The organism is Pseudomonas monteilii NBRC 103158 = DSM 14164, assembly GCF_000730605.1.
Classification (GTDB): Bacteria; Pseudomonadota; Gammaproteobacteria; order Pseudomonadales; family Pseudomonadaceae; genus Aquipseudomonas; species Aquipseudomonas monteilii.
On sequence record NZ_BBIS01000059.1, the window covers coordinates 14,692 to 36,177 of the forward strand.

18 protein-coding genes are annotated in these 21,486 nt (G+C 57.4%); 12 read left to right on the forward strand and 6 right to left on the reverse strand.

The features are described from left to right. Positions 1-51: 51 nt before the first annotated feature. Positions 52-1,596 carry an SIR2 family protein gene (locus PM2_RS25885; RefSeq protein ID WP_028699907.1) on the reverse strand — a complete coding sequence of 515 codons (1,545 nt, stop codon included), beginning with the start codon at positions 1,594-1,596 and terminating at the stop codon, positions 52-54. Positions 1,597-2,772: 1,176 nt separating this feature from the next. On the opposite strand from PM2_RS25885, the gene PM2_RS25890 reads away from it, so the two are divergent. Further along, the gene (locus PM2_RS25890; protein WP_028699908.1) at positions 2,773-3,477 is read left to right on the forward strand and encodes a hypothetical protein; all 705 of its coding nucleotides are present in this window, start codon (positions 2,773-2,775) and stop codon (positions 3,475-3,477) included. Positions 3,478-4,117: 640 nt separating this feature from the next. Here PM2_RS25890 and PM2_RS30365 read toward each other — a convergent pair. Then, the gene (locus PM2_RS30365; RefSeq protein WP_080694027.1) at positions 4,118-4,951 is read right to left on the reverse strand and encodes a DUF4393 domain-containing protein; all 834 of its coding nucleotides are present in this window, start codon (positions 4,949-4,951) and stop codon (positions 4,118-4,120) included. A 671-nt stretch (positions 4,952-5,622) separates the two neighbouring features. Between PM2_RS30365 and PM2_RS25895 the strand changes: the two genes are divergently transcribed. Continuing rightward, positions 5,623-6,978 carry a type II toxin-antitoxin system HipA family toxin gene (locus PM2_RS25895; protein WP_080694028.1) on the forward strand — a complete coding sequence of 452 codons (1,356 nt, stop codon included), beginning with the start codon at positions 5,623-5,625 and terminating at the stop codon, positions 6,976-6,978. Next, positions 6,975-7,466, forward strand: a complete 492-nt coding sequence (locus PM2_RS25900; RefSeq protein WP_028699910.1) for a helix-turn-helix domain-containing protein — start codon at positions 6,975-6,977, stop codon at positions 7,464-7,466. Before PM2_RS25895 ends, PM2_RS25900 begins: the two co-directional genes overlap by 4 nt. 139 nt (positions 7,467-7,605) lie before the next feature. On the opposite strand, the gene PM2_RS25905 is transcribed toward PM2_RS25900, so the two are convergent. After that, positions 7,606-8,682 carry a helix-turn-helix transcriptional regulator gene (locus tag PM2_RS25905; RefSeq protein WP_027609773.1) on the reverse strand — a complete coding sequence of 359 codons (1,077 nt, stop codon included), beginning with the start codon at positions 8,680-8,682 and terminating at the stop codon, positions 7,606-7,608. 130 nt (positions 8,683-8,812) lie between these two features. Here PM2_RS25905 and PM2_RS25910 point away from each other — a divergent pair, with 130 nt between their 5' ends. Further along, a complete protein-coding gene (locus tag PM2_RS25910; protein ID WP_027609772.1) occupies positions 8,813-9,181 on the forward strand; it encodes a hypothetical protein in 369 nt (122 codons plus the stop codon). A 46-nt stretch (positions 9,182-9,227) separates the two neighbouring features. Beyond that, positions 9,228-9,776: a hypothetical protein gene (locus PM2_RS25915; RefSeq protein ID WP_016713378.1), complete on the forward strand. Its 549-nt coding sequence runs from the start codon at positions 9,228-9,230 to the stop codon at positions 9,774-9,776. Between the two features lie 143 nt (positions 9,777-9,919). Here PM2_RS25915 and PM2_RS25920 read toward each other — a convergent pair whose 3' ends face one another. After that, positions 9,920-11,305 (reverse strand): GntP family permease, encoded by a 1,386-nt coding sequence (locus PM2_RS25920; RefSeq protein ID WP_028699911.1) that lies wholly within the window; start codon positions 11,303-11,305, stop codon positions 9,920-9,922. A gap of 387 nt (positions 11,306-11,692) precedes the next feature. Between PM2_RS25920 and PM2_RS25925 the strand changes: the two genes are divergently transcribed. Continuing rightward, complete coding sequence (locus tag PM2_RS25925; protein ID WP_016713376.1) at positions 11,693-12,622, forward strand: malate dehydrogenase; 930 nt, start codon at positions 11,693-11,695, stop codon at positions 12,620-12,622. A gap of 235 nt (positions 12,623-12,857) precedes the next feature. Here PM2_RS25925 and PM2_RS25930 read toward each other — a convergent pair whose 3' ends face one another. After that, positions 12,858-13,679, reverse strand: coding sequence for an amino acid ABC transporter permease (locus PM2_RS25930; RefSeq protein ID WP_025754705.1), 822 nt, complete (start codon positions 13,677-13,679; stop codon positions 12,858-12,860). Then, entirely contained in the window at positions 13,676-14,497 is an 822-nt protein-coding gene (locus PM2_RS25935; protein WP_016713374.1) for an ABC transporter substrate-binding protein, read from the reverse strand. Before PM2_RS25935 ends, PM2_RS25930 begins: the two co-directional genes overlap by 4 nt. Positions 14,498-14,615: 118 nt before the next feature. On the opposite strand from PM2_RS25935, the gene PM2_RS25940 reads away from it, so the two are divergent. From PM2_RS25940 to PM2_RS25965, 6 genes are all read left to right on the forward strand, one after another. Beyond that, the gene (locus tag PM2_RS25940) at positions 14,616-15,500 is read left to right on the forward strand and encodes a homocysteine S-methyltransferase family protein (RefSeq protein ID WP_028699912.1); all 885 of its coding nucleotides are present in this window, start codon (positions 14,616-14,618) and stop codon (positions 15,498-15,500) included. A 170-nt stretch (positions 15,501-15,670) separates the two neighbouring features. Next, positions 15,671-16,942: a cystathionine gamma-synthase family protein gene (locus PM2_RS25945; RefSeq protein ID WP_028699913.1), complete on the forward strand. Its 1,272-nt coding sequence runs from the start codon at positions 15,671-15,673 to the stop codon at positions 16,940-16,942. Between the two features lie 143 nt (positions 16,943-17,085). Next, entirely contained in the window at positions 17,086-18,525 is a 1,440-nt protein-coding gene (locus tag PM2_RS25950) for an amino acid permease (protein ID WP_026020391.1), read from the forward strand. Positions 18,526-18,571: 46 nt separating this feature from the next. Then, positions 18,572-19,456, forward strand: coding sequence for a LysR substrate-binding domain-containing protein (locus PM2_RS25955; protein WP_028699914.1), 885 nt, complete (start codon positions 18,572-18,574; stop codon positions 19,454-19,456). Positions 19,457-19,480: 24 nt separating this feature from the next. Beyond that, positions 19,481-20,869 carry a threonine synthase gene (locus PM2_RS25960; protein WP_016713369.1) on the forward strand — a complete coding sequence of 463 codons (1,389 nt, stop codon included), beginning with the start codon at positions 19,481-19,483 and terminating at the stop codon, positions 20,867-20,869. Beyond that, complete coding sequence (locus PM2_RS25965; RefSeq protein ID WP_016713368.1) at positions 20,866-21,303, forward strand: Lrp/AsnC family transcriptional regulator; 438 nt, start codon at positions 20,866-20,868, stop codon at positions 21,301-21,303. The genes PM2_RS25960 and PM2_RS25965 overlap by 4 nt, the downstream gene beginning before the upstream one ends. Positions 21,304-21,486 lie beyond the last annotated feature (183 nt).

Consider the following 21,486-nt stretch of genomic DNA (forward strand, 5'->3'; position numbering starts at 1 on the left):
GTCGAACGGCTCATTAACTTTTGAAAGGCCTGAGGATTCAAAGCAGGCCCGCTACCAGACCCATTTAAGGCGATCATACAAGGAAACTAACTTCTTAAAATATGACGCGTAATTATTGTTTTCTAGCTTGTCCTCATTTGTTATGAGAAAGCCGTGAAGGAGGTCGAGGTCAATTTTTTCAGTTTGAAGGAATGGTATAATTGCAGCAGCGACTTCAGGCGGGCAACTTCTTATAATTTCTTCCATCGACTGATCTTGGCGCTTAGCAAATCCCGATTTGTAGGTCTTGAGTCTTAAGTTTTCAGGGTTATATTTAGCCCATTTATCCAAATTGAATCCGCTTTTTTTGTATGACTCTTCGTCATGTATTCCGATTTCGTTTAAATACTTGAATACTGGAACATACGGAGTGCCTCTTCCAGCGCGTGGTATCGCCGATTGCAAAATGCGAGTGGGGTCGTAATTGCGATTTTGGTGGAGGGCGTCATGAATCAAGTCTCGCACCTCAATAGCGTCATACCCTACTTTGGCAATCTCTGGGGCTTCAGTTGTGGCGAGGCTGACGCCTACTAGGAATTCAACGTCCTCTTTGTTTTCTATTTCATCAATACCGACTACGCACAGTTTTTTTTCTGGTTCCAGCGATCGCACTAGTTCGTACATTTGCTCTTTGCAGTATCGGAGAACACGGGCGGGAATTTTTCTTCTGGTCGCAGCAAGCGCTTTATAAATTTCTGTGAAATCATTAGTCTTAATAAGGACGAGAGGGATTTGAACCTTGTCAATTGTTAGGTATGTATCAGATATGCCAGGATCTTCACCATTTTTGGGGCGCTGAACAAAAATTAGATTTTTGCGCAGTTGTTCAATTTGGTCCTGACCTATACACAATGAAATTGCTCGTAGTAAGCCTGTAATGTTAGTGTCAGTAAGAGAGTATCCTAAGAATATTACTGGATGCTCGACGAAGACGGTGATGAGCTTGGCGGCTAAATATGCATTTCGTTCGTTGAATGTAGTGTAGTCATCAGAGGTGAGTACTAGCGATTGAGGCTCGGTTGCGCAACCGTGAATTTTATATATTTCGCATATTTCTTGCGGGTTAGAGAACAAAAGCTCGTTCTGTCCGATGAATACCTTATAATCAGGAAATAGACCCTCTAGGAAAAGATCCCAATTTGTGGTGATAATTCCGTCGACATTTAGGCTTGAAAGTAGTTCTACTTCTTCACGATACCCGTCGGTAAGTGCTGTCGCAGAATCTAGGTTGGCCAAGTAATTGCATATTTCAATGCGCAGAGCTGAGCTGCTATCTCTTATCTCATTTTTATTGATCTGAACGCTTTCGGCGAACTCAGGAGCTGACCACCAGTATGAGTGAAATTCGTTTGCGAGAAGCTTTGCGGCGGCGGGAGTAAGGCCGTCAGCACTTCCGCGATAGTATTCATACGGTTTATCCATGAGACAGAAGCGGGAGAGTAGCCCCTCCCAGTTTTCCAGCCCAATGTATCTGCGGGAAAATCCTGAACCGATGAAGAGGAATGCACCTGCGGCTCTTGCCTTCAGTATCTGCGTGAGGTCTCGCTCAATCGTCATGTGGGTTTCCTCCTGTCACATTTTGGCGCGCTTCTTTAGGGAGCGCAGGGCAAAACGAGAATCTAATCTGAAACGTGCGTGGCTGGATAGCGTCGGGGCTTCGAATCAGGAATAAACTTCCAGCCGGATGTTGCGAAAATGGTACGAAAGATCGGTTGAGTTGGTGGATGTCACAAAAACAAAGGGTTGGAGCGGAGTGGGACCCACCCATCTAACGGAGCTTTTTCATGGTGCACCCGGGATGTCTGTGGGGTAGGGCGCTAGCGGACCGCTGAAAGTCCCGCTTTTGACACGAACGTGGCGTTGAGCCTAACAGCAATCTTTGTGGGAGCGGGTTTAGTCGAGAACACCGCACAGCCATTGCCATCCAGTGCCGCGCCTGGTTCGCGGCTAAATCCCACAGCAGGCCCGTGGCGCTCACGAAGCCAGTTCTTTTCAGCGGCAGCTTCGGGTTCATAGCTGCCATTCCCTTGAAGAGCCTGAGACTGGCTTTGGCGAATGGATGGCAGAATGCCTCAGCGCATTTCATCACCCTGTCAGGGTTTTTCACCGGGGCAGGAGCCTGAGAATAGGCTGAGGATAATTTTCAACTGAATGGGGACAGGCCCATCTGTCCCCATTTCTGCCAAGGGAGTGCCGACGTCCAGAGCTTCCCTCCAACTAGTGAACTATGGCCCGGCACGTTCAGCGCAAAATCGAGCAGCGTCAAGCAACGAGCCCAGACTCATGGTATTCCCTTACTTGCACGCCTCTGCGTGCTGGTAAAGGAATACGCTTGAGCAAACGCGGGAATCATGTCATTTTAATATCAACATGGGTGAATTTGCAGTAGGGTTTAGGCGCAAAATTTGGCAATGACTCTGTAAATGGGCCTGCGTTTAAGGCTGAAGTACACTAGCCCGCACAATGAAGAACATCACAACCTCAGAAATACACTTTCCGTGGAGATGGAAAGATTACTTCGCTTATAAAAGGAGCGGCGCATTGCGAGTAGCAGACTTTGAAGAGTCCGAATATAGGGGCCCATTGTATAATCAGTTAGAGTGGGGAAATCATCTGCTGTGGGAGCCCGGGCAAGTATTTGAGAAACACATTGGCATCGACCGCGCCTCAATGTGTACTAACTCGTACCTATGGTCAATGCATGGCTTTTCTTCCCCTTTAGGAGGAACGCTGATGCATCGCCGTCACTGGGGATTTATTTGGTCTCGACGCAAGAAGAGAAAAGAACTGCCTAATTTCCAGCTGAATTTATTTCTTCAAGCCAAAAGGCCGTATAGGCTTTCAAGTGGTAGCAAAGATCTCAAGGCCAAGGGGATTAAAGCGGGGTGTTGGAAATTTGAGATCACAGCTCACCAGCAAATAGCGCTTGAAAAACTTGATGCGAAGCTTGCAGGAGATGCCTTGGTTTGTTATGCATCACCATCGTTTCACATTCAAAGTGATCTGTATAAACACACGATATCTAAAACCATTGTTGAAAACTCCACATTTCCATCAGCGAAGTGCCTTCGTAATCACTCCGCGTGGTATTACGATCAGCCAGGGGCTACCGGCTGCGCGAATCCAGAATTCGAGTCAATTCAAGAGGCTGGTCTCGAGCAGAGAATTCGTACGCTTATTGAACGATCTTCAGAAAAATTTACGGGCGGTGAATTGGAGAATAGAGAGTCGCTTCTCAAGTTGGCCAATCTTGTGTACGAGTTCGTTGTCGAAGACGGCCCTTCTTTCGCGAGCGCGAGGTTTTCAGAAGAAATTCAATATATATCCGATTACGTCGATGCGGCGGGGCTAGACGATAATGCTGACTATGTTAAGAGCTACCTATCCGTTATTGCATTTTGCTATTTCTACAAGCTTCAATGGTTCGTGATTGGTTAATTTCTAAATATAGGCAGTTCTCGGATGCTGAGCGATTGTTAATGGGTCAAAAGTCGGCGTTCTCGACAGACGGTAGTCGATCTAAAACTGTCTTTCGCGAGAGACGGCTTACGGTTGAATCCATAACCCAAAACATACATTCAATACCGAAGCCGTCATGAGTCGAAATTAAATAGTAAAAAATCAGACGGCAGGCCTTTGGCGGCGCATAATTTTAATCAGAGCGGCAGAGGGGGCGTCACCTGTGTCTACATTGCCAGGTTTCTGTCGTTCCCAACCTAGCGTTTGAAGCGGGTGGGCGTAGCTCTCATTGGATCTTCCCCAATTTCCGATTCGATTCCATCGAAAGCCATAACCAGCTGATTTTCTTATAGATACCGTATGAGGTACACCAAAAAATCCACCAAATTCCAGCCCCGCGAAAACCGTGCCCTCACGTCCAACAACCGTCCGTCTGTCTCCGCACCATTCAAAAGCGCAATCAGGCTGCAGGCAAAGCACGCCCCGCCCAGCCTCCCAAACAGCACCCACCTCCAGCCCAACGCCGCTCCGCTCCACCCCCCCCCCGAGAACGGTGCTCAGGAGGCCAGATCATGAAAGCTGCCGGTTGCGAATGTTAGTAATCGGCAACTTGAGTTGTCTACACAAATCCTGGGGCGTCGGACGGCGAGGCTTTTAGTTTAATGCAGGCATCTAAAAACAAGCTTCCCAGCGGAGAGATTTTAACGCCGCCGCGAATTACTCTAGCTTCATATTCGTTTTTTCCTGAAATATCGAGGAGTATTTTTTGGGTTTCTTCGCTACTTTCCAATCTGCTATATCCATCAGAGTCGTGGAGGCCATATACAGGCAGAATCTCTACAAGCCCCAGGCGCCGCAAGTTGTCTATGTAGTAAGGGCTCATGTTAGGTAGTTCGCACTGTGCATCATCACCGAGGAAATTTATTAGTATTGTGTGGTCGTATCCCGCATGGCTCTCTTTAATTTCTGCCCGAATATTGATTGTTGGGAAAGCATTTCTGTCTAAAAACAATTTCATTATTTTTGCTTCATCAGCCGTCATCTGGCGAATTATCTCAACGAATGCAGGATGAGAAGATTCTGCTGTTGCTCTATCCATGGCTGTGGCCAAAAGATTGGCATATAAATCACTAAGTGCTTCTTCATGACCAATGTATCGAAGGGCATCCAATGCGGGTCCTGCTACATTAAGCTTAGGCGGTACTATGTTCTCAATCGGTGTGTCTTTAAGCTTTTCTGCTACTTTTGTCGTCACAAATTTACTGAGTTGATCATAACCCCAAACTAGACTGCTTAGGGGCGATAATGCGATATTAACTGTCTTGGCTACAGTGTGTAATCCTTTCCCGATTTCTCGAACCGAGGGCTGCAGCAAGTCTTGATAAATCGGAACTTCTTTGACTAGGCCTGTGACTGCATCAATCGTGTTTTTGACATTTCCTGATTCGGACATATATTTCTCTCAGTATTCATGTGATTAACGATTGTGCCATGCATTGCGCGTAATGCGCACCGCTTTATCCTTTTTTCTTCCAGTTAGACAACTTGCGAGCAGTTGTCTTGAATGAGCGTCGGCTTTTGGCCGAAAGCAGCCTCTGGCGCACGTCCGCAATTGGTCGAAAGCTGTCGCTCGGGAATGACCTCTCTTGCCCGTATTCTGCCTTCCACTGAAGGCCGCTGTGGGGCGTTTCTGTCGTACCCAACATAGCATTTGAAACAGGAGGGAGCAGCTCTTACTGGATCTTCCCCAATTTCCGCTTCGATTCCACCGAAAGCCATAACTAGCTGATTTTTTATAGATATCCTAAGAGGTAAATCAAAAAATCCACCAGATTCCAGTCCCGCCAAAACCGTGCCCGCACGACCAACAACCGTCCGTCTGTCTCCGCACCAGTTCAGGTTCCAGCGAAGGCTACCAAAATCTCTGGAACCCCCGTAAAACCCGCCTTCTGGCGGGGGGGCGTTATGGCGTTCCGTCGGAATCCAACAGCTCCCTGCCGACTTAGGGTGTTGCGTTTGTGTGAGGATAAATTGCGGTGAACACATAATCGGTAGTGGGGTGCCGGTTTTTCGCGTGCAAGGTTTCTAATCAGCAAGACATTGCCGGTTCCTGCCGTGTGCACTATGATAATCAGCATTAAACTGCTGATTAATGGTGTGGCGATGCCGCTCAGACTCACGATCCAAGCTTTCTCAGAGGGGGTATGGCGCGATGCAGCGACGCTCACGGTTGAGAACCCCGAGCGTGTGGCTGATGGACGTTGTCTTGTCGCATACGACAGCGACTACATCATCGCGAACTTTGATCGCATGGAGGATCGTTGCGAACGGGCCCTAAGCGTTAACCTTCCGTTGAACTGGGACCACCATGACGTCAAAGGGTATCCCGCATTCCTCTACGACATCATTCCCTCTGGTGCTGCCAAGGACTCTCTTGAAGCCCGCTACGGGCGTCTCAAGCCCGAAGGCGTGGAACTGGAGCTGTACCTGCTAGAACGCTTCACGCCGGCCCCTGTTGGGCATCTGCGCATCAAGGAGTCGGTGGAAGGCCTTCAACCGGATCGGAGCGAGGCTTTCGCGCATGCTGAGGTCGTGAACAGGACGAACGAGTTTCTTGAATATGCCTACGAAACCGGCGCGGCATTGGGCGGCGCTACCGGTGCCAACGGTCAAGCCCCCAAACTGGTCATGACCGAAGCACACGACGGTGCTCTGTACGCTGATGCGATGCTTCCCGATGACCAGGCGTGCCGTCACTGGCTGATCAAGTTCGCGCGTAATCGAGGCGGCGAGCGCGACAAAGACATCCTGCGAACAGAGTTTCATTACTACAAGGCGGTTGCTGCCCTCGGTCTTGATACGGTTCCCACTGATGGTCTGGCGCTTGAAGAGGCAGTGAAGCCAAGCCTCTGGATGCCACGGTTTGATCGCCAGGTAGTAGATGGCGTGGTGGAGCGGATACCGCTGGAGTCGGTGTACTCGATCTGCGGCATTACCGGCTACGCGCATCCGATGGCGCACGTCGAAGTGGTTCACCGGCTGGTAAGTCTATGGGTCGATAACGGCCAGCAGGATGAGGTGGACGACCTGGTGTTCGAGTATGTAAGGCGCGATCTGCTGAACCGCATTCTAGGGAACACCGATAACCACGGTCGCAACACCTCCATCATGCGTGTGGGTGGGAGGTTTCGTTTGGCCCCAATCTATGACCTCGCGCCAATGATCCTGGATGAAGAGGGTATTACGCGGACGACGAAGTGGGCTGCGGAGCGTAAGGGGTCTTCTAACTGGAGCGACAACTGCGCTGAGCTTATTGGTTACACGGATCCCGATGTTCTGCTGCAACGGTTGATGAATGCGGCTGAGGAATTCAGGGCGTTGCCCGATCTGCTGATTGATGTTCCTGAATCGATGCGCAATGCAGCCTCTCTACCCCTGAATAACCTGGACAAGCGACTCGTGGAGTGGGGACTGCGATGAAAAAACTACAGCCTGAAGAGCGCGCTCAGCTCGTAGAGGAAATCGTCAAGCGCAATGCGGCGGGGCTCGATCCAATTGGGATATCCATCCGCCGTCTGCGGCTCGAAGTGACTGGGCTTGACCAAGAGACCTTCGCTGCCATGTGCAAGATCTCCACGAAAAGCCTGTACGAACTGGAGAGCGGGAAATCGAATCCGAAGCTCAGTACTTTAGAGGCCGTGCTGCGTCTCTTTGGCATTCGGATGGGTATGGTGATGACTGCCAAAGATGATCCCACTGCAACGGTCGCCGGCAACACTGTCGGCCAGTTGAAGGCGGGTGGGCCAATCGCTGTGGTTGCGCGGCCGGTGGCGAATCTTTCGCCCCTGGCCAACGCTTACGTGGTGGCCGGACCGAAACGCGGGAAAAGCCCTGCGGCAGCCAAAGCGATGAAGGAAGTGTCGAGGCCGGCATCGCCACGGGCACGGAAAAGCAGTCAGGAAAAGTGAGATTGATTTATGACGGTGGTGCGCGGGACACCTTCGGGTGTGCCGGGCTCCTTTCGTCCCGGTCGGCCAACCCGCGTATTGCTGCCACCTTAACTTGCTTGGCCGCGAGCGGTGGCAGTTCCATCACGGAAGGAACTCATCACCGTTCGTAGGTTTTCAGCGCCACGGTGAGCATTTCATGGATATGCGCCCTCAGGGCCAAAGGTTCCAGCACCTCGATATCGGCAGCGTTCGCCATCAGAAACAATCGTAGCCCTTGGGTGTCGCGAATCCTGCAGGTCAGCAACCATTTGTCCCCGTCTTGCAGCAGCTTCTGGTTTTTCTCCAGCGGGTTCTCAGAAAGCCGGTTGTACAGGTTGGGGCTTAGCCGAAGGCGTGTTTTCTGTGCTGTTGAATGGATGGTCACCAAGTCTTTCTGGACTTCATCAGCATGAATGTCGTAATCCTCCGGGTCATCGATGATGCGCTTGCCCGGCTCTACCTTGGTAATCCTGTGTAGCATCAACGCACAGAGTTTATTGGGGCCGTTGCTGCTGTACTTGCCCCGCGGCACGCCGGGGCCAGGTGCTTCGCCGAGCCACTGCTCTTCGGCAACATATGCGGAGAGGTAAATATTGGAGTCCTGGTGAGATAAACCCAGTGGCTTGAGTTGGTAAACACACTCGACACCGTCGGCGGCGAGCGGGCGGTACCAGACCTCAAGGGGCTTGCCTTCGAGGATTGCCATTTGCAGGCGCTCAAGGTGTTTGGCGTTGTACTTGCCCGGCTGTAAAACAGTGAACCGCGTTCCTGAAGTAATGCGCTTGCTGAAGTTCAGCTTGCGCCGGGAACCATCATGCATGACCCGTTCGGTGTAGTCCTGCAGGCCCTTCAACTCGTCAGTCGCTGCTTGCAGGCCGAATCGTTCGGCATGCTTGAAAATCGCCGAGAGCGACATGGCGTCTGAAGGCGAAAGCACCAGCGAGTGGCTTCGGCCCACCGCAGACCAGAGCAAACTCCGTTTATCTGCCTCGTTGATGGTCGATCGAACGTAATCCAGGTCCTCCAGCACCTTCAAATCCCTGATGGTGGTTTTTTCATGCTGTTCGTCATCGTCATCCCCATGCCGACGAACCCACGCAACCAGCTTCGCATGCACTTTCGCGGTGGTCAGTGGCTTACCCGCTGCATTAAGAATCTGCCGCAGATAGTCACGGCGATGAGCTCGGTTGATCATTTAGTTTCAATTCGGACAAGAAGTGTCCCTATTGGAGTGCAACATGCTTCTCGTTGGCAAGGGAAAGACCTTGATCATGCCACTCACACCTCCATCGCAGAGGGTGTGGCAGAGAAAAGAGGGCACCGCGATGAGCGACATCGAGAGCGTCAAAGCACTGATTATTGAAAGCGCAGCCGACGGCATCGACGCTGTTGAGCTGCACCGGCGGTTGATGCAGGCGGATGTGAGCCTCGGTGAGGCTGAGGTTCAGACGATCCTGTTGGCATTGCAGGAAGAGGGTCGCCTGATCGGTCAAGAGGTAGAAGGCCAATGGCGGTACACCCGCTTCGGCAACAACGACGCTGCAAATGCAGCCCTGGAATACAGCCCGCAATTCGCGGAACGGATCCTCGCCGCTTCGTGCGATGAGTTTGTAGAAATCGATGTAGACGACATGATCCAGATGCTTGATGACATGCTCGCTCAAGCAAGATCTCGCCGAACCGATACCCAGTAAGTGCCTGCTACCGGGCATTTGTCAGCCATCTGAGGAAGTAAACACCATGGTAACCAGTGATGTGACGTCTGCCATTGTCAACGCCAAGCCGGGTATCCAGAAGTATCTGGCTTTGATGAGCCAAGTGGAAACGGTAGACGTTTCGACTGACGCACTGTTTCAGCGAGCGTATAACGGCTTCTATCGTGTGCAGCGGCGTGAGCGTTCCTGGTATGGCGCCTACTACCAGCTTATGGAGCAGTTGAAGGGATCGAAGCCCACGTTTGCCGAGGTTCTCGATCATATGCACCAGGCTACCGGGCGTTATGAGCCGTCGTTCTCCAGCAAGCTGGTTGCTACGTTGAACCCGCAAAAGCCGGTTTGGGATACGCATGTACTGCGCAACATCAACCGCAAGGCACCTTCCTACCAATCCCGTAAAAAGATCGAGGACGCCAAGAGCTGTTATGCGTACATGGAGGATTGGTACCAGACCTTTCTGGCGTCCACTGAATGCGCAGGTTGGATAGGGCAATTCAACGAACGGGTGCCCGAACACGGCAAGCTGACCGATTTGAAGAAAGTTGACTTCATTCTTTGGCAGATGCGCGGCTGACGGGTTGATCTGGGCTGGGTAGGGGTCAAGACGGTATCTACAACGCCCGCGCAAGCTGCTGAGGTATGTGCTTGCGCGGGCGGCCTGTATAGCCTGTGGAGGCAACTGTCTTCTTGTGGCGGTCAGGCCATTTCGAACCTGGCTCAGCTCACCGTAATCGCCGCATTCAACACCAACACCACCACCAACCCGACCAAAGCCACGATGGACTGCACCACCGAAATGGTCTTGGTGGCTTCGCCCATGGTCATGCCGAACGACTCCTTCACCATCCAGAACCCTGCATGGTTGGCATAGTTGAAGAACAGCGACCCGCAGCCGATGGACAAGGCCAGCAACGGCAGGTTGAGGCTAGGGTCTGCCCCCGCAAGCGGTGCCAGCAAGCCGGCAGCCCCGACGATACCCACCGTGGCAGAACCGGTAGACACCGAGAGCAACATCGCGATCAACCACCCCAGGATCAAGGGCGGGAACGCCGATTGCTGGGTCAGGTGCACAATGGCATCACCCACCTTGGCGCTGGTCAGCATCTCCTGAAAGGCGCCGCCGCCGGCAATGATCATGATGATGGAGGCGATAGGCTTGAGGCTTTTGCCCAACGCATCGCGCAGCTGTTCGGCGTCGCCGCCACGCGCCAGTACCAGGCTGGCGCCGGCGAACAGCACGCCCAGCAGCATGGCGATCAGCGGGTTGCCCAGGAAGCTGGCCATTTCCAGCAGCGCGTTGCCTTTGGGCAGCAGCATCTCGGCAACGGCATGCACCAGCATCAGGATTGCCGGCAGCAGCGCGGCCAGCATGCCGATGAATACGCCGGGGCGGGGCTGGTTGTCGGCTTTTTCAGTCAGGGTGAACTGGTCCAGCAATGCCTGATCAGGCCGCGTGCTCATACGCTTCGAGATGAACATGCCATACAGCGGGCCGCCCAGAATCATTGCAGGGATAGCGGCCAGGAAGCCGTAGAGCATGGTCGGCCCCACCGAGGTCTTGAGTACGGCAATGGCGGTCAAGGGGCCTGGGTGCGGGGGTACCATGCCGTGCATGGCGGCCAGCGCCGAAATCACCGGCACACCAACGTACACATACGCCGAGCCTTTGAAGCGCGCCTTGCCTTCCAGCTTGCGTGCCACGCTGAAAATCAGCGGCAGCATGATCACCAGGCCCACTTCGAAAAACATCGGGATGCCGATGACAAAGGCAACCAGCATCATGGCCCACGGAATCAAGCGGTCCGGGGTGCGTTTGAGGATCACATCCGCGACCTGCTCGGTGACGCCCGCGTCAGCCAGGATTTTGCCAAGCATGGCACCAAGCGCGATCACCACCCCGACTGCGCCCAGGGTCTTTCCGGCGCCTGTGAGCAGGTGGGAGACGATGCTGCCGGGCTCCATGTGGGTAGCGAAACCCACGCCGATGGACACCACCAGCAAGGCCAGGAGGGGATGCATCTTCAGGCGCGACACAATGAGTGCCACCAGCACCAGGACACTGACCAAGGCAGTCAGCAACAGCTGTATATCTAAAGGAGTCATGCAAGGAATCTCGGTTGGGCAGGCGCTCTGGCGGCACTCAGGATTTGAAGGCGGACGATTCGACGTCGAGAGGAATGGCACTGAGGCCTGCGGGTGGGGGTTCCGCACACGGCAAATGAACATTGTTTGGTGGGGTATTCATGGACCGATTCACCTTGTTATTTGGTCATCTATATGAATCGTTTCAAAGTATTTCGGTTGTGACCGGACACTGTCAAGCGCAGGTGGTGGTCTCTAGAGAAATGCACAGAGCCATTCCTGTGGGGGCGGGGAGGGGGCGCTCTGTTGTCAGGCATCACATTCGAGTGGCCTTTTAGCCCCGGCGGGCAATACTTCTCTCTATACGCAGGCGTGTTCCTGGTGGCACGCGCCGCTGGGAGGTGTCTGGTGAACAAACTTTCAATCGTGGGTGCCGGCCTGGTCGGCGAGGCGGCGGCGCAGATCATCGCCCGGGATGAGTTGTGCCGTGAGCTGGTGTTGATGGACGTGCAGGGTGAGCTGGCGCAGGGCAAGGCGCTGGATGTGTGGCAGGCCGCTGTGGAGTCCGGCTCCGATACCCGTGTGTACGGCGGGGCCAAGGCTGAAATGCTGGTGGGCTCCGAGCTGGTGGTGATCACCGCAGGCGTGCCGCGCAAGCCCGGCCAGTCGCGCCAGGACGTGCTGAGCATCAACCTGCCGATACTGGATGGCATCATGGCGGACATCAAACGCCATGCCCCGGCGGCAACGGTGCTGGTGGTGTCCAACCCGGTCGACGTGCTCACCTACCGTGCTTGGAGCCTCAGCGGCCTGGGGCGCGACAAGGTGTTCGGGCAGGCGGGGGTGCTGGATACTGCGCGCATGAAGTGCTTCATTGCCGAGGCAACCGGGTTCTCTGCGCGAGACATCACGGCGTTGGTGCTGGGCGGGCATGGCGACAGCATGGTGCCGCTGATGCGCTACTGCCAGATCGGCTCGGTGCCGCTTTCCCACTTCCTGTCCAATGAGCAGATCGAGCAAATTGTGGAGCGCACGCGTAAGGGCGGCGGCGAGATTCTGGGCTTGAAGAAGATGGGCAGCGCCTGTGATGCACCAGGCGTGGCCATTGCGCAGATGGTGGATGCCATCGCCAATGGGCGAAACCGCATTTTGCCGGCAGTGGCCATTCTGGAAGGGGAATACGGGCGCAAGGACATTGCCATGGGCGTGCCCTGTGTACTGGCGGACGCGGGGCTTACGCGGGTGATCGAGTTGCCGCTGGATGCGCAGGAGCAGGCGATGTTTGACCATTCTGCTGATCAGGTAGCGCGGGATATTGCTGAGATGAAGGCGTTGTGAACGAGGAATGTTTCTCAGATTCAATGCATTCGCCACAAGGTTTTTAGCGCCTATGTGAACGAGCGCCGCCTGCGCGGCGCATCGCGAGCTGCGCTCGCTCCTACGGCTAGCGCTTCGGCAACCTCGACGGCCAGGCAGAGCAGGCGCGGCAACTGGACTTACGGCGAGCCGTGCGATTTCAACCTGGCACTACGGGCCAGGTTCTGACTACGTAGCCCACGGCTGGGCCTGTCAGCTACCGCTGATAGGCCTTGCCAAAATGCCGCTCCAGCCGCGCCTGCACCAGCTCCAGCAGGATCGACAGCACCCAGTAGATAACCGCCGCCGTCGTCAGCATCTCCAGGTAGCGATAGCTCGATCGTCCATACGATTGCGCAAGGAACATCACTTCCCACACCCCCATGACTGAAATCAGCGATGAATCCTTCAGCATCGAGATGAACTGGTTGGCCGTAGGCGGAATGATCACCCGCATGGCCTGGGGCAGGGTGATGTACCAGAAGATCTGTGGCGTGCGCATACCCAGGGCCAGTGCCGCTTCACGTTGGCCCCGCGCTACGCCCAGGATGCCGGCGCGGAAGATCTCGCTCAGGTAGGCGCCATAGTTCAGCGACAGCGCGATGATGCCGGCACTGATGGCGCCGGGTACCAGGCCAAGTTGGGGCAACCCCAGGTAGATCAGCAAAATCTGGATAAGCAGTGGGGTGCCGCGGAAGAACGAGGTGTAGAAGCTGGCGATGCCCACCAGCACCGCGCTGTTCGACAACCGCGCCAGTGCAGCGGCAAAGCCGAGCAGCACCGATACCACCATCGAGCACAGGCACAGAAACAGGGTCAGCGCTGCGCCTTGCAGAAAGCCGTTAGGCCCCAGCCGGAAGCCGGCAAGGTTCGGAAACTTCTCCAGAATGATCGAAAACTTCAGATCGAAGCTGAGGAAAAACGCAACGAACAGGCCGAACAATGCCAGCCAGGTCAGCAATAACCGGGTGCGAAAGCCGAACAGGCCGGCGCCCGTGGGCTTGACCACAGGCTTGGGGGAGGGGGGGAAGGTGCTCATTTGCTGATATCGGCGCCAATCCATTTCTGCGAGAGCTTGGCCAGGGTGCCATCAGCCTTCAGCTCGGCAAACACCTGGCGCACTTTGGCATCCCACTCGGGGTCGCCCTTTTCGATGGCCACCGAGTTCGGCTCTTCATACAGCGGGGCGCCGGCCAGCTTGAAGCGCTTGTCCTGGTCCAGGCGCGGTTGCGCGGTTACCAGGTTGGTGAGAATGGCGTCCAGGCGTACACCGGCGCCCAGGCCCAGGTCCTGGAAGGCGACGTTGTCGGTGTCGTATGGCGCAATCTGCACGAAGTCGAAGGGGTATTCGATTTTCTTGTCTTCGTCGCCTTCGATGACCAGGTTCTTGTTCAGGTAGCTTTCGTAGCTCGAGGCGCTGGTCAGGCCCACCTTGCGGCCATCCAGGTCCTTGGCGGTGTGGATACGTTCGTCCTTGGCATTGACCACGATCACCGCAGGGGAAGCGTAGTACTCCACCGGGAAGTCGAACACTTCGCTGCGTGCCTTGCTCGGGGTCATCGAGCAGATGCAGATGTCGTAGCGTCCGCTCCAGCGGCCCGCCGCGATCACGTCCCAGGAGGGGGTTTCGAGGCGCAGCTTGACGCCGAGTTTGTCTGCCACGGCCTTGGCGACGTCCACGTCAAAACCGTCCAGCTGGTTCTGGTCGTTGAGGAAGGAAAACGGCGGGTAGCTTTCCATCAGCACGTTGACCAGCTCCTTGCGCGATTCAACCCGCTCGAGCGTGGCGCCGGCAAAGGCCTGGGAAGCAGTGGCGAGCAGCACGAGGCCTGCACCGAGCACGGTAGAAAATCGCATGTACATACCTGATATGTTGGGCAAAGGAGTGATAGGGTATTTAATAGTTATAAACGTCCGTGAACTAATGAATTTAATTCATAAGAACCTTCAGAGTAGTTATATGAAACAGCGAGCGATGGTGATTCTTGACGGCGGCATGGGCCGTGAGCTGCAGCGCAGTGGTGCGCCGTTTCGCCAGCCCGAATGGTCGGCACTGGCGCTGAGCGAAGCGCCCGAGGCGGTGGTGGGGGTGCACGCAGCGTTCATCGCCGCCGGTGCGCAGGTCATCACCAGCAACAGCTATGCGGTGGTGCCGTTCCACATCGGCGAAGAGCGCTTTGCCAAAGAAGGGCGGCAACTGGCCAATATCGCAGGCCAACTCGCGCGCCACGCGGCAGATGCCGGCCCGCACCCGGTCCGGGTGGCGGGGTCGCTGCCGCCGCTTTTCGGCTCCTATCGCCCAGACCTGTTCCAGCCCGAACGCGTGGCAGAAGTGCTGTCGCCGCTGCTGCAGGGCCTGGCGCCCCATGTCGACCTGTGGCTGGCAGAAACCCAGAGTTCGGTAGCCGAGGTGCGGGCCATTCGCGCCCACTTGCCGGCAGACGGCAAGCCGTTCTGGGTGTCGTTCACCCTGCAGGACGAAGAGGTTGATGAAGTCCCGCGTCTGCGTTCCGGTGAGCCGGTGGCAGATGCCATTGCCGCCGTGGTCGATCTGGGCGCCGCCGCAGTGCTGTTCAACTGCAGCCAGCCCGAGGTCATTGGCGCTGCGGTCGATGTGGCGCACGCGTTGATCGAGCAACGCAACGCCGACATCGCGATCGGCGCCTATGCCAACGCCTTCCCGCCGCAGCCGAAGGAGGCCACCGCCAACGACGGCCTGGATGAGCTGCGCGAAGACCTTGACCCGCCGGGCTATCTGGCCTGGGCCAATGACTGGCGTAAACGGGGCGCCAGCATGATCGGTGGCTGCTGTGGTATCGGCCCGGAGCATATCGCCGAGCTGAAACGCAATTTGGCGTAAAGCCTGGCAGGTGGCTGGGCGGCTGCTGCGAGCGCCCGGTCCCCAGCCATTAAAAAAAACGCCACTCAGACCCGGATTCCATCGTTTTTCAGTCTCCCGCCATGTCCCTATAGTCCGCTGAAGGCCGATCCTGAATCGGTGTACACAACTCAGCTGTGCGGGAACCGGATATGAACAACAACGAAAAAATCGAGGGTAATGCAGCGGCCGGTGTCGGTACGCGCGTGGTGTGGGGCGGCGAGCAGGTGCAGCACCCGTACAATGCCACTCAGACCCCGATCGTGGTCAGTGCCGCCTACGGCTACAACGACATCGACGCCTGGTACGACGTGGCTCAAGGCAAACTGCCGGGCTACATCTACAGCCGCATGAGCAACCCTACAGTCGCCACCCTGGAATCGAAGCTGTGCGAACTGGAGCAGTCGGAGTCGGCAGTGGCATTCAGTAGCGGCATGGCGGCCATCAGTGCCGTGCTGCATACCTTCCTCTCCAGCGGTAAACGCGTGGTATCCACCCGAGACAGCTACGGCGGTACCAACAAGATTTTTGAAGAGTTCCTGCCCCGCATGGGCGTGCAGGTGTGCCTGTGCGACACGCTGGACACCGAGGCGCTGGAACGCGAAATCGCTGCGGGCTGCGACCTGCTGTACCTCGAAACCCCCACCAACCCCACCTTGAAAGTGCTGGACATCCAGCGCTTGAGCGCTGCCGCTCGGCAGGTGGGCGCTGTAGTGGTGGCCGACAATACCTTCGCCACCCCGCTGAACCAGAACCCGCTGGCCCTGGGCGTGGATGTGGTGGTGCACAGCGCCACCAAGTTCCTGTCCGGTCACGGTGACGTGCTGGGCGGTGTGGTCTGCGGTGCGGAGCCGTTGATGGCGCAGGTACGCCACTACCGCGAGATCAACGGTGCGGCGCTGGACCCGTTTTCGGCCTACCTGATCATCCGGGGCATCAAGACCCTGGCTCTGCGCCTGCGCCAGCAGCAGGCCAGTGCGCTCGTGTTGGCGCAGTACCTGAGCACCGAACCCTTGGTCGAGGCGGTCAACTACCCCGGTTTGCCCCAGCACCCTGGCCATGCGATTGCCAAGGCGCAGATGCGTGGCTTCGGCGCCATCGTCAGCTTTGTGCTCAAGGGCGGTATGCCGACCGTTGCGCGTTTGCTGCCACGGCTCAAGTATGCCCACCGTGCCGGCAACCTTGGCGCGGTAGAAACCATCTACGGCCCGGCCCGTACCACCAGCCATGTGGAGAACACCCTCGAAGAGCGGCTGGCCCTGGGTATTTCCGAAGGGCTGGTGCGCGTTTCTGTGGGTATCGAGGACACCGAAGACCTGCTGGCAGACCTAGCACAGGCCTGTGCATCGGTGCGCCAGGAGTTGGCCGCAGCAAAGGAGTTGCACGGTGACGCGTATGCCGGCCTGGGCCAGGCGCAGGCCTGAGGCTGGCGTGTAGCACTCACCCTTTGCGGTGAGTGCCACTTCATGAAGTCGAACAAAAACAATATGCAAGGCCATTCGCTTCGCTCTGCCAAGACGAGGTCGTCGTAACGTCCTTGCCCGCCCACTTTCATGAGAAACCCACAATGTCCCTGCAAACAACGACAACGAGAAATGCTTCGGCGCATGGCTTCAAACAGGACATGCAAACCCGCCATATCGTCATGCTGGCGCTGGGCGGTGTCATCGGTACCGGCCTGTTCCTGACGTCGGGCTACACCGTCAATCAGGCGGGGCCGCTGGGCGCGGTCATCGCCTATGTGCTCGGCGCGATCATGGTTTACCTGGTGATGATGTGCCTGGGCGAGCTGGCGGTACACATGCCGGAAGTCGGTTCGTTCAGCAGTTACGCCACCCGCTATATCGGCCCAGGCACCGGTTACATGGTGGCCTGGATGTACTGGCTGACCTGGACGGTAGCCATTGGCTCGGAGTTCACCGCCGCCGGCATTCTCATGGTGCGCTGGTTCCCGGACACGCCGGTATGGATATGGAGTGCGCTGTTCGGGCTTGCGGTATTCATCAGCAACATCATTTCGGTACGTTCGTTCGCCGAGACCGAATTCTGGTTGTCGTTGGTCAAGGTGCTGGCGGTAATCGCTTTCCTGGTGGTGGGTGGCGGCGCCATCCTGGGCGGCTTCGAGGTTGCCCACGCGCAGAGTGTCGGGCTGGGTAACTTTACCCGCGAAGGGCTCTTCCCCACGGGGTTCTGGTCGATTGCCATGACCTTGCTGGCAGTGGCCTTCGCCTTCTCCGGCACCGAGCTGATCGGCATTGCTGCCGGCGAAACCCAAGACCCTGAAAAGAACGTACCCAAAGCCATCCGTACCACCGTGCTTCGCCTGGCGTTGTTCTTCGTCGGCACCATCTTCGTGCTCGCCACCTTGTTGCCGCGCGAACAGGCCGGTGTGGTGGAAAGCCCGTTCGTGATGGTCTTTGAAATGATAGGGATCCCCTACGCGGCGGACATCATGAACTTCGTCATCATCACCGCGCTGTTGTCGGCGGCCAACTCCGGGTTGTACGCAGCCGCGCGCATGCTCTGGACCCTCAGCGACCAAGGCAACATGCCACGCCGGTATGCCTCGCTGTCCCGTCGCGGCACGCCCTTCAATGCCATCGTGCTGAGCATGGCGGGCGGTATGGCTTCACTGCTTAGCAGCGTGTTTGCGCCCGATACCATCTACCTGGCGCTGGTGTCCATTTCCGGGTTGGCGGTGGTTGTGGTGTGGATCAGCATCGCCGCCAGCCAGATTGCGTTCCGCCGTCATTACATCGCCAATGGCGGCAAGCTCGAAGACCTCAAGTGCCGCGTGCGTGGTTACCCGTTCGTGCCGCTGGCAGCCATCTTCTGCTGTGTGCTGGCCTGTGTGGGTATCGCCTTCGACCCGGCCCAGCGTGTGGCGCTGTACTTTGGTTTGCCCTTTATCGCCTGGTGTTACCTGGCGTTCTGGCTGACCTGCAAATTCCGCCAGCGTCGTCCGTTGCCGCTGGAAACCGTGGCGCCCGGTTCCGAGGCCGCCTGAGCAGGGTGATACTAGGCCACCGGAACGTTGCTACGAGAAACCGCCGATGACCCAGAAAACCCTGCCCCCCTTGAACTGGCTCAGAGCCTTCGAAGTGTCGGCGCGCTACCTGAACTTCACTCATGCAGCAGAAGAGCTGCACCTCACCCAGGGGGCGGTGAGCCAGCAGATTCGCCACCTGGAGAGCCAGTTGGGGGTAGCGCTGTTCAAGCGACTGCCGCGTGGGCTGGGGCTGACCGAAGAAGGGCAGTCCTACCTGCCGGTGGTGCAGGACGCGATCAGCCGGCTGGCGGTAGGCACCAACGAAATCTTCGGGCAGCGCCAGCGTCGGCCCTTGAAGGTGCGTGGCAGCCTGTCGTTCCTGCACTTCTGGCTGGCGCCCCGGTTGGCCGATTTTCGGCGTTCGCATCCCCAGGTGGACATCCGCTACATCAGCAACCTGTGGGTCAAGGAGCTGGATGCCGAGGACGACCTGGAAATCCGCTGGGGCAGCGGGCAGTGGGCCGGTGTGGAGGCGCAACGCCTGACCCGCGACGTGCTGGTGCCGGTCTGCGCGCCCGCGCTGGCCGCCGATTGCCCGCTGCGCGAGCCGCGTGACCTGGCCCGTGCCCCGTTGCTGCATGTGCTGGGTTACGAGGAAGGCTGGGGCTACTGGCTGGAGCGGGTGGGGGCCGATCAGGTCGACTCTTCGAGCGGCCTGCAATTCGACACGCTGGTGTCGACCTTGCGCATGGCGGAGTTGGGGCTGGGTGTGGCGCTGGCGCGCTCGTCGCTGGTAGAGGACTTGCTGCAGGAGGGGCGGCTGGTCGCGCCCTTTAACCCGCGCATCGAGGCGAGCGAATCGTTTTACCTGGTACGCGGCCTGGGTGAGGCGTTGTCCCCGGATGCCCAGGCGTTCAGCCACTGGCTGGTGGCCATGGCGCACCGTTAATTCAAGTACCTGTCTGGAGCACCGATGCAGTACACATCCACGCGCGGCAACGAAACACGAGTCGATTTCCGCACAGCGTTGCTTTCTGGCCTGGCCGACGATGGCGGGCTTTACGTGCCCACCTCGGTGCCGGTGTTCAGCCCGCAGGAGATTGCCAGCTGGTCGTGGTTGCCGTTCGACGAACTGGCCTGGCGGGTGATGGCACCGTTTGTGGGCGATACCCTCGACGAACCGACCCTCAGGGCGCTGGTCAGCGACAGCTATCGTGGGTTCAAACACCGTGGCATCGCGCCGTTGCAGCAGCTGGGCCATAACGAATGGATCCTGCAGCTGTTTCACGGGCCTACCCGCTCCTCGAAGGACTTTGCCGCACAGTTGCAGGCACGGCTTATCCGGCACTTTTTGGGGGCCGATTGCGAGCGGGTCATGCTGGTGGGTGCCAGCAACGGCGATACGGCGGTGGCGGCAATCGAAGCCCTGCAGCATTGCCCGGCAGCGGGCTTGCTGGCGCTGTATCCCAATGCAGGCACACCCGCTGACCGGGCAGCGGTGATGCGCCGTGCCGCGTCCGACAGCGTCAGTTGCGTGGCCGTGGATGGCAGCTTTGACGACTGCCAGTCGCTGGTGTCGGCGCTGCTGCGTGCCTGGCCATGCCCCGGGCTGATTCCGGTGAGTTTCAATTCGACCAACTGGGTCGGCGTGCTGGCGCAGATCGTGTTCTATTTCCATGCGGCGCTGCAGCTGGGCGGGGGCACACGCCCCGTGGGCTTCAGCATCCCCACGGCCAGCTTTGCCGAAATCTACGCAGGGTTCATTGCCCAGAAGATGGGCCTGCCCATCAACCAGATCATCGTCTCCACCAACCGCAACGATGCCTTGCACCGGTTCATTCATTGCAATCGCTACAGCCGTGGCTCAACCCGTCAGACGTTGTCACCGGTCATGGACTTCTCGCTGTTCTCCAACCTGGAGCGCTTCGTCTGGGAGCTGTATGACCGCGATGGCGGGGCGACCCGCGCGCTGATGGAGCATTTCGAGGCCTGTGGCGAGCTGAGCATCGGCAACCGCCAGTGGTTGCATGCACGCATGCTGTTTGACTCCTACGCCGTGGACGACGCGTTGATTCGCGAGGAGATCATCACGCTGTTCCACGAAACCGGCAGCGCAGTAGACCCGCATGCCGCAACAGGGGTGTTCGCCGGGCGTTTACACCGGCGCAACATCGGCGCGCCCATCGTCACGCTTGGGCAGTTTGCCCCGGAAAAGTCTGCCGGGCTGCTGGCGGAGCTGGGGGCCTGGCACGGTGAGGTGCCGGCCGACGTCGAAGGCACTGCCGGCGCCGGGCCACTGCTGAAACCAGAGGACCTGGCGGGGGTTCATGCGTTGTTGGCACGCTTGCAGGCCGGGCGATGAAGCGCATCCTCGACCCCCTGGACGAACGCATTCTTGCCGAGCTCACCGCCAATGCGCGTATTGCCCATGCCGAATTGGGGCTGAAGGTAAACCTGTCGCGCAATGCGGTACGCCAGCGCATCGAGCGACTTGAGCGCGACGGGGCCATCCAGGGCTATACCTTGCGCATCGGTGAGGGCCGACGGCCGACGTCGCTGATCAACGCGGTGATATTCGTCTACCGCTATGACCGCATGCGCGGTGACGCGGTGCTTGATGCGCTGCGCCAGATCCCCGAGGTGATCCAGTGCGAAGTGCTCAGCGGCGAATTCGACCTGCTGCTGCGCGTCGAGGCCTCAAGCCCGGAGCGGGTACACCATGTGTGGAAGGAAATCGCCGCCATGCCCGGGGTCGAGAACACCGTGACATCGTTTGTGCTGGCCACGGTGATCTGAGCTGCGCTGTTGCGTTTGATGACCCGCCTTACACCCACGCCGCCCGGGCTTGCACCCTGGCGGCGTTTTGCATTCCAGCGGGCGCTCAGGCGTGCAGGGGGCACTGGCCAGATTGACCAATAAATACAGCGGATTGCCATATTCAACTGGCATTGCACGGCTCTTACGCTTGTCCTCATCGAC

Coding starts and splice junctions, on each gene's coding strand:
- PM2_RS25885 (WP_028699907.1), bottom strand. CDS start 1,596: ATGACGATTGAGCGAGACCTCACGCAGATACTGAAGGCAAGAGCCGCA.
- PM2_RS25890 (WP_028699908.1), top strand. CDS start 2,773: ATGCATCGCCGTCACTGGGGATTTATTTGGTCTCGACGCAAGAAGAGA.
- PM2_RS30365 (WP_080694027.1), bottom strand. CDS start 4,951: ATGTCCGAATCAGGAAATGTCAAAAACACGATTGATGCAGTCACAGGC.
- PM2_RS25895 (WP_080694028.1), top strand. CDS start 5,623: ATGATAATCAGCATTAAACTGCTGATTAATGGTGTGGCGATGCCGCTC.
- PM2_RS25900 (WP_028699910.1), top strand. CDS start 6,975: ATGAAAAAACTACAGCCTGAAGAGCGCGCTCAGCTCGTAGAGGAAATC.
- PM2_RS25905 (WP_027609773.1), bottom strand. CDS start 8,682: ATGATCAACCGAGCTCATCGCCGTGACTATCTGCGGCAGATTCTTAAT.
- PM2_RS25910 (WP_027609772.1), top strand. CDS start 8,813: ATGAGCGACATCGAGAGCGTCAAAGCACTGATTATTGAAAGCGCAGCC.
- PM2_RS25915 (WP_016713378.1), top strand. CDS start 9,228: ATGGTAACCAGTGATGTGACGTCTGCCATTGTCAACGCCAAGCCGGGT.
- PM2_RS25920 (WP_028699911.1), bottom strand. CDS start 11,305: ATGACTCCTTTAGATATACAGCTGTTGCTGACTGCCTTGGTCAGTGTC.
- PM2_RS25930 (WP_025754705.1), bottom strand. CDS start 13,679: ATGAGCACCTTCCCCCCCTCCCCCAAGCCTGTGGTCAAGCCCACGGGC.
- PM2_RS25935 (WP_016713374.1), bottom strand. CDS start 14,497: ATGCGATTTTCTACCGTGCTCGGTGCAGGCCTCGTGCTGCTCGCCACT.
- PM2_RS25940 (WP_028699912.1), top strand. CDS start 14,616: ATGGTGATTCTTGACGGCGGCATGGGCCGTGAGCTGCAGCGCAGTGGT.
- PM2_RS25945 (WP_028699913.1), top strand. CDS start 15,671: ATGAACAACAACGAAAAAATCGAGGGTAATGCAGCGGCCGGTGTCGGT.
- PM2_RS25950 (WP_026020391.1), top strand. CDS start 17,086: ATGTCCCTGCAAACAACGACAACGAGAAATGCTTCGGCGCATGGCTTC.
- PM2_RS25955 (WP_028699914.1), top strand. CDS start 18,572: ATGACCCAGAAAACCCTGCCCCCCTTGAACTGGCTCAGAGCCTTCGAA.
- PM2_RS25960 (WP_016713369.1), top strand. CDS start 19,481: ATGCAGTACACATCCACGCGCGGCAACGAAACACGAGTCGATTTCCGC.
- PM2_RS25965 (WP_016713368.1), top strand. CDS start 20,866: ATGAAGCGCATCCTCGACCCCCTGGACGAACGCATTCTTGCCGAGCTC.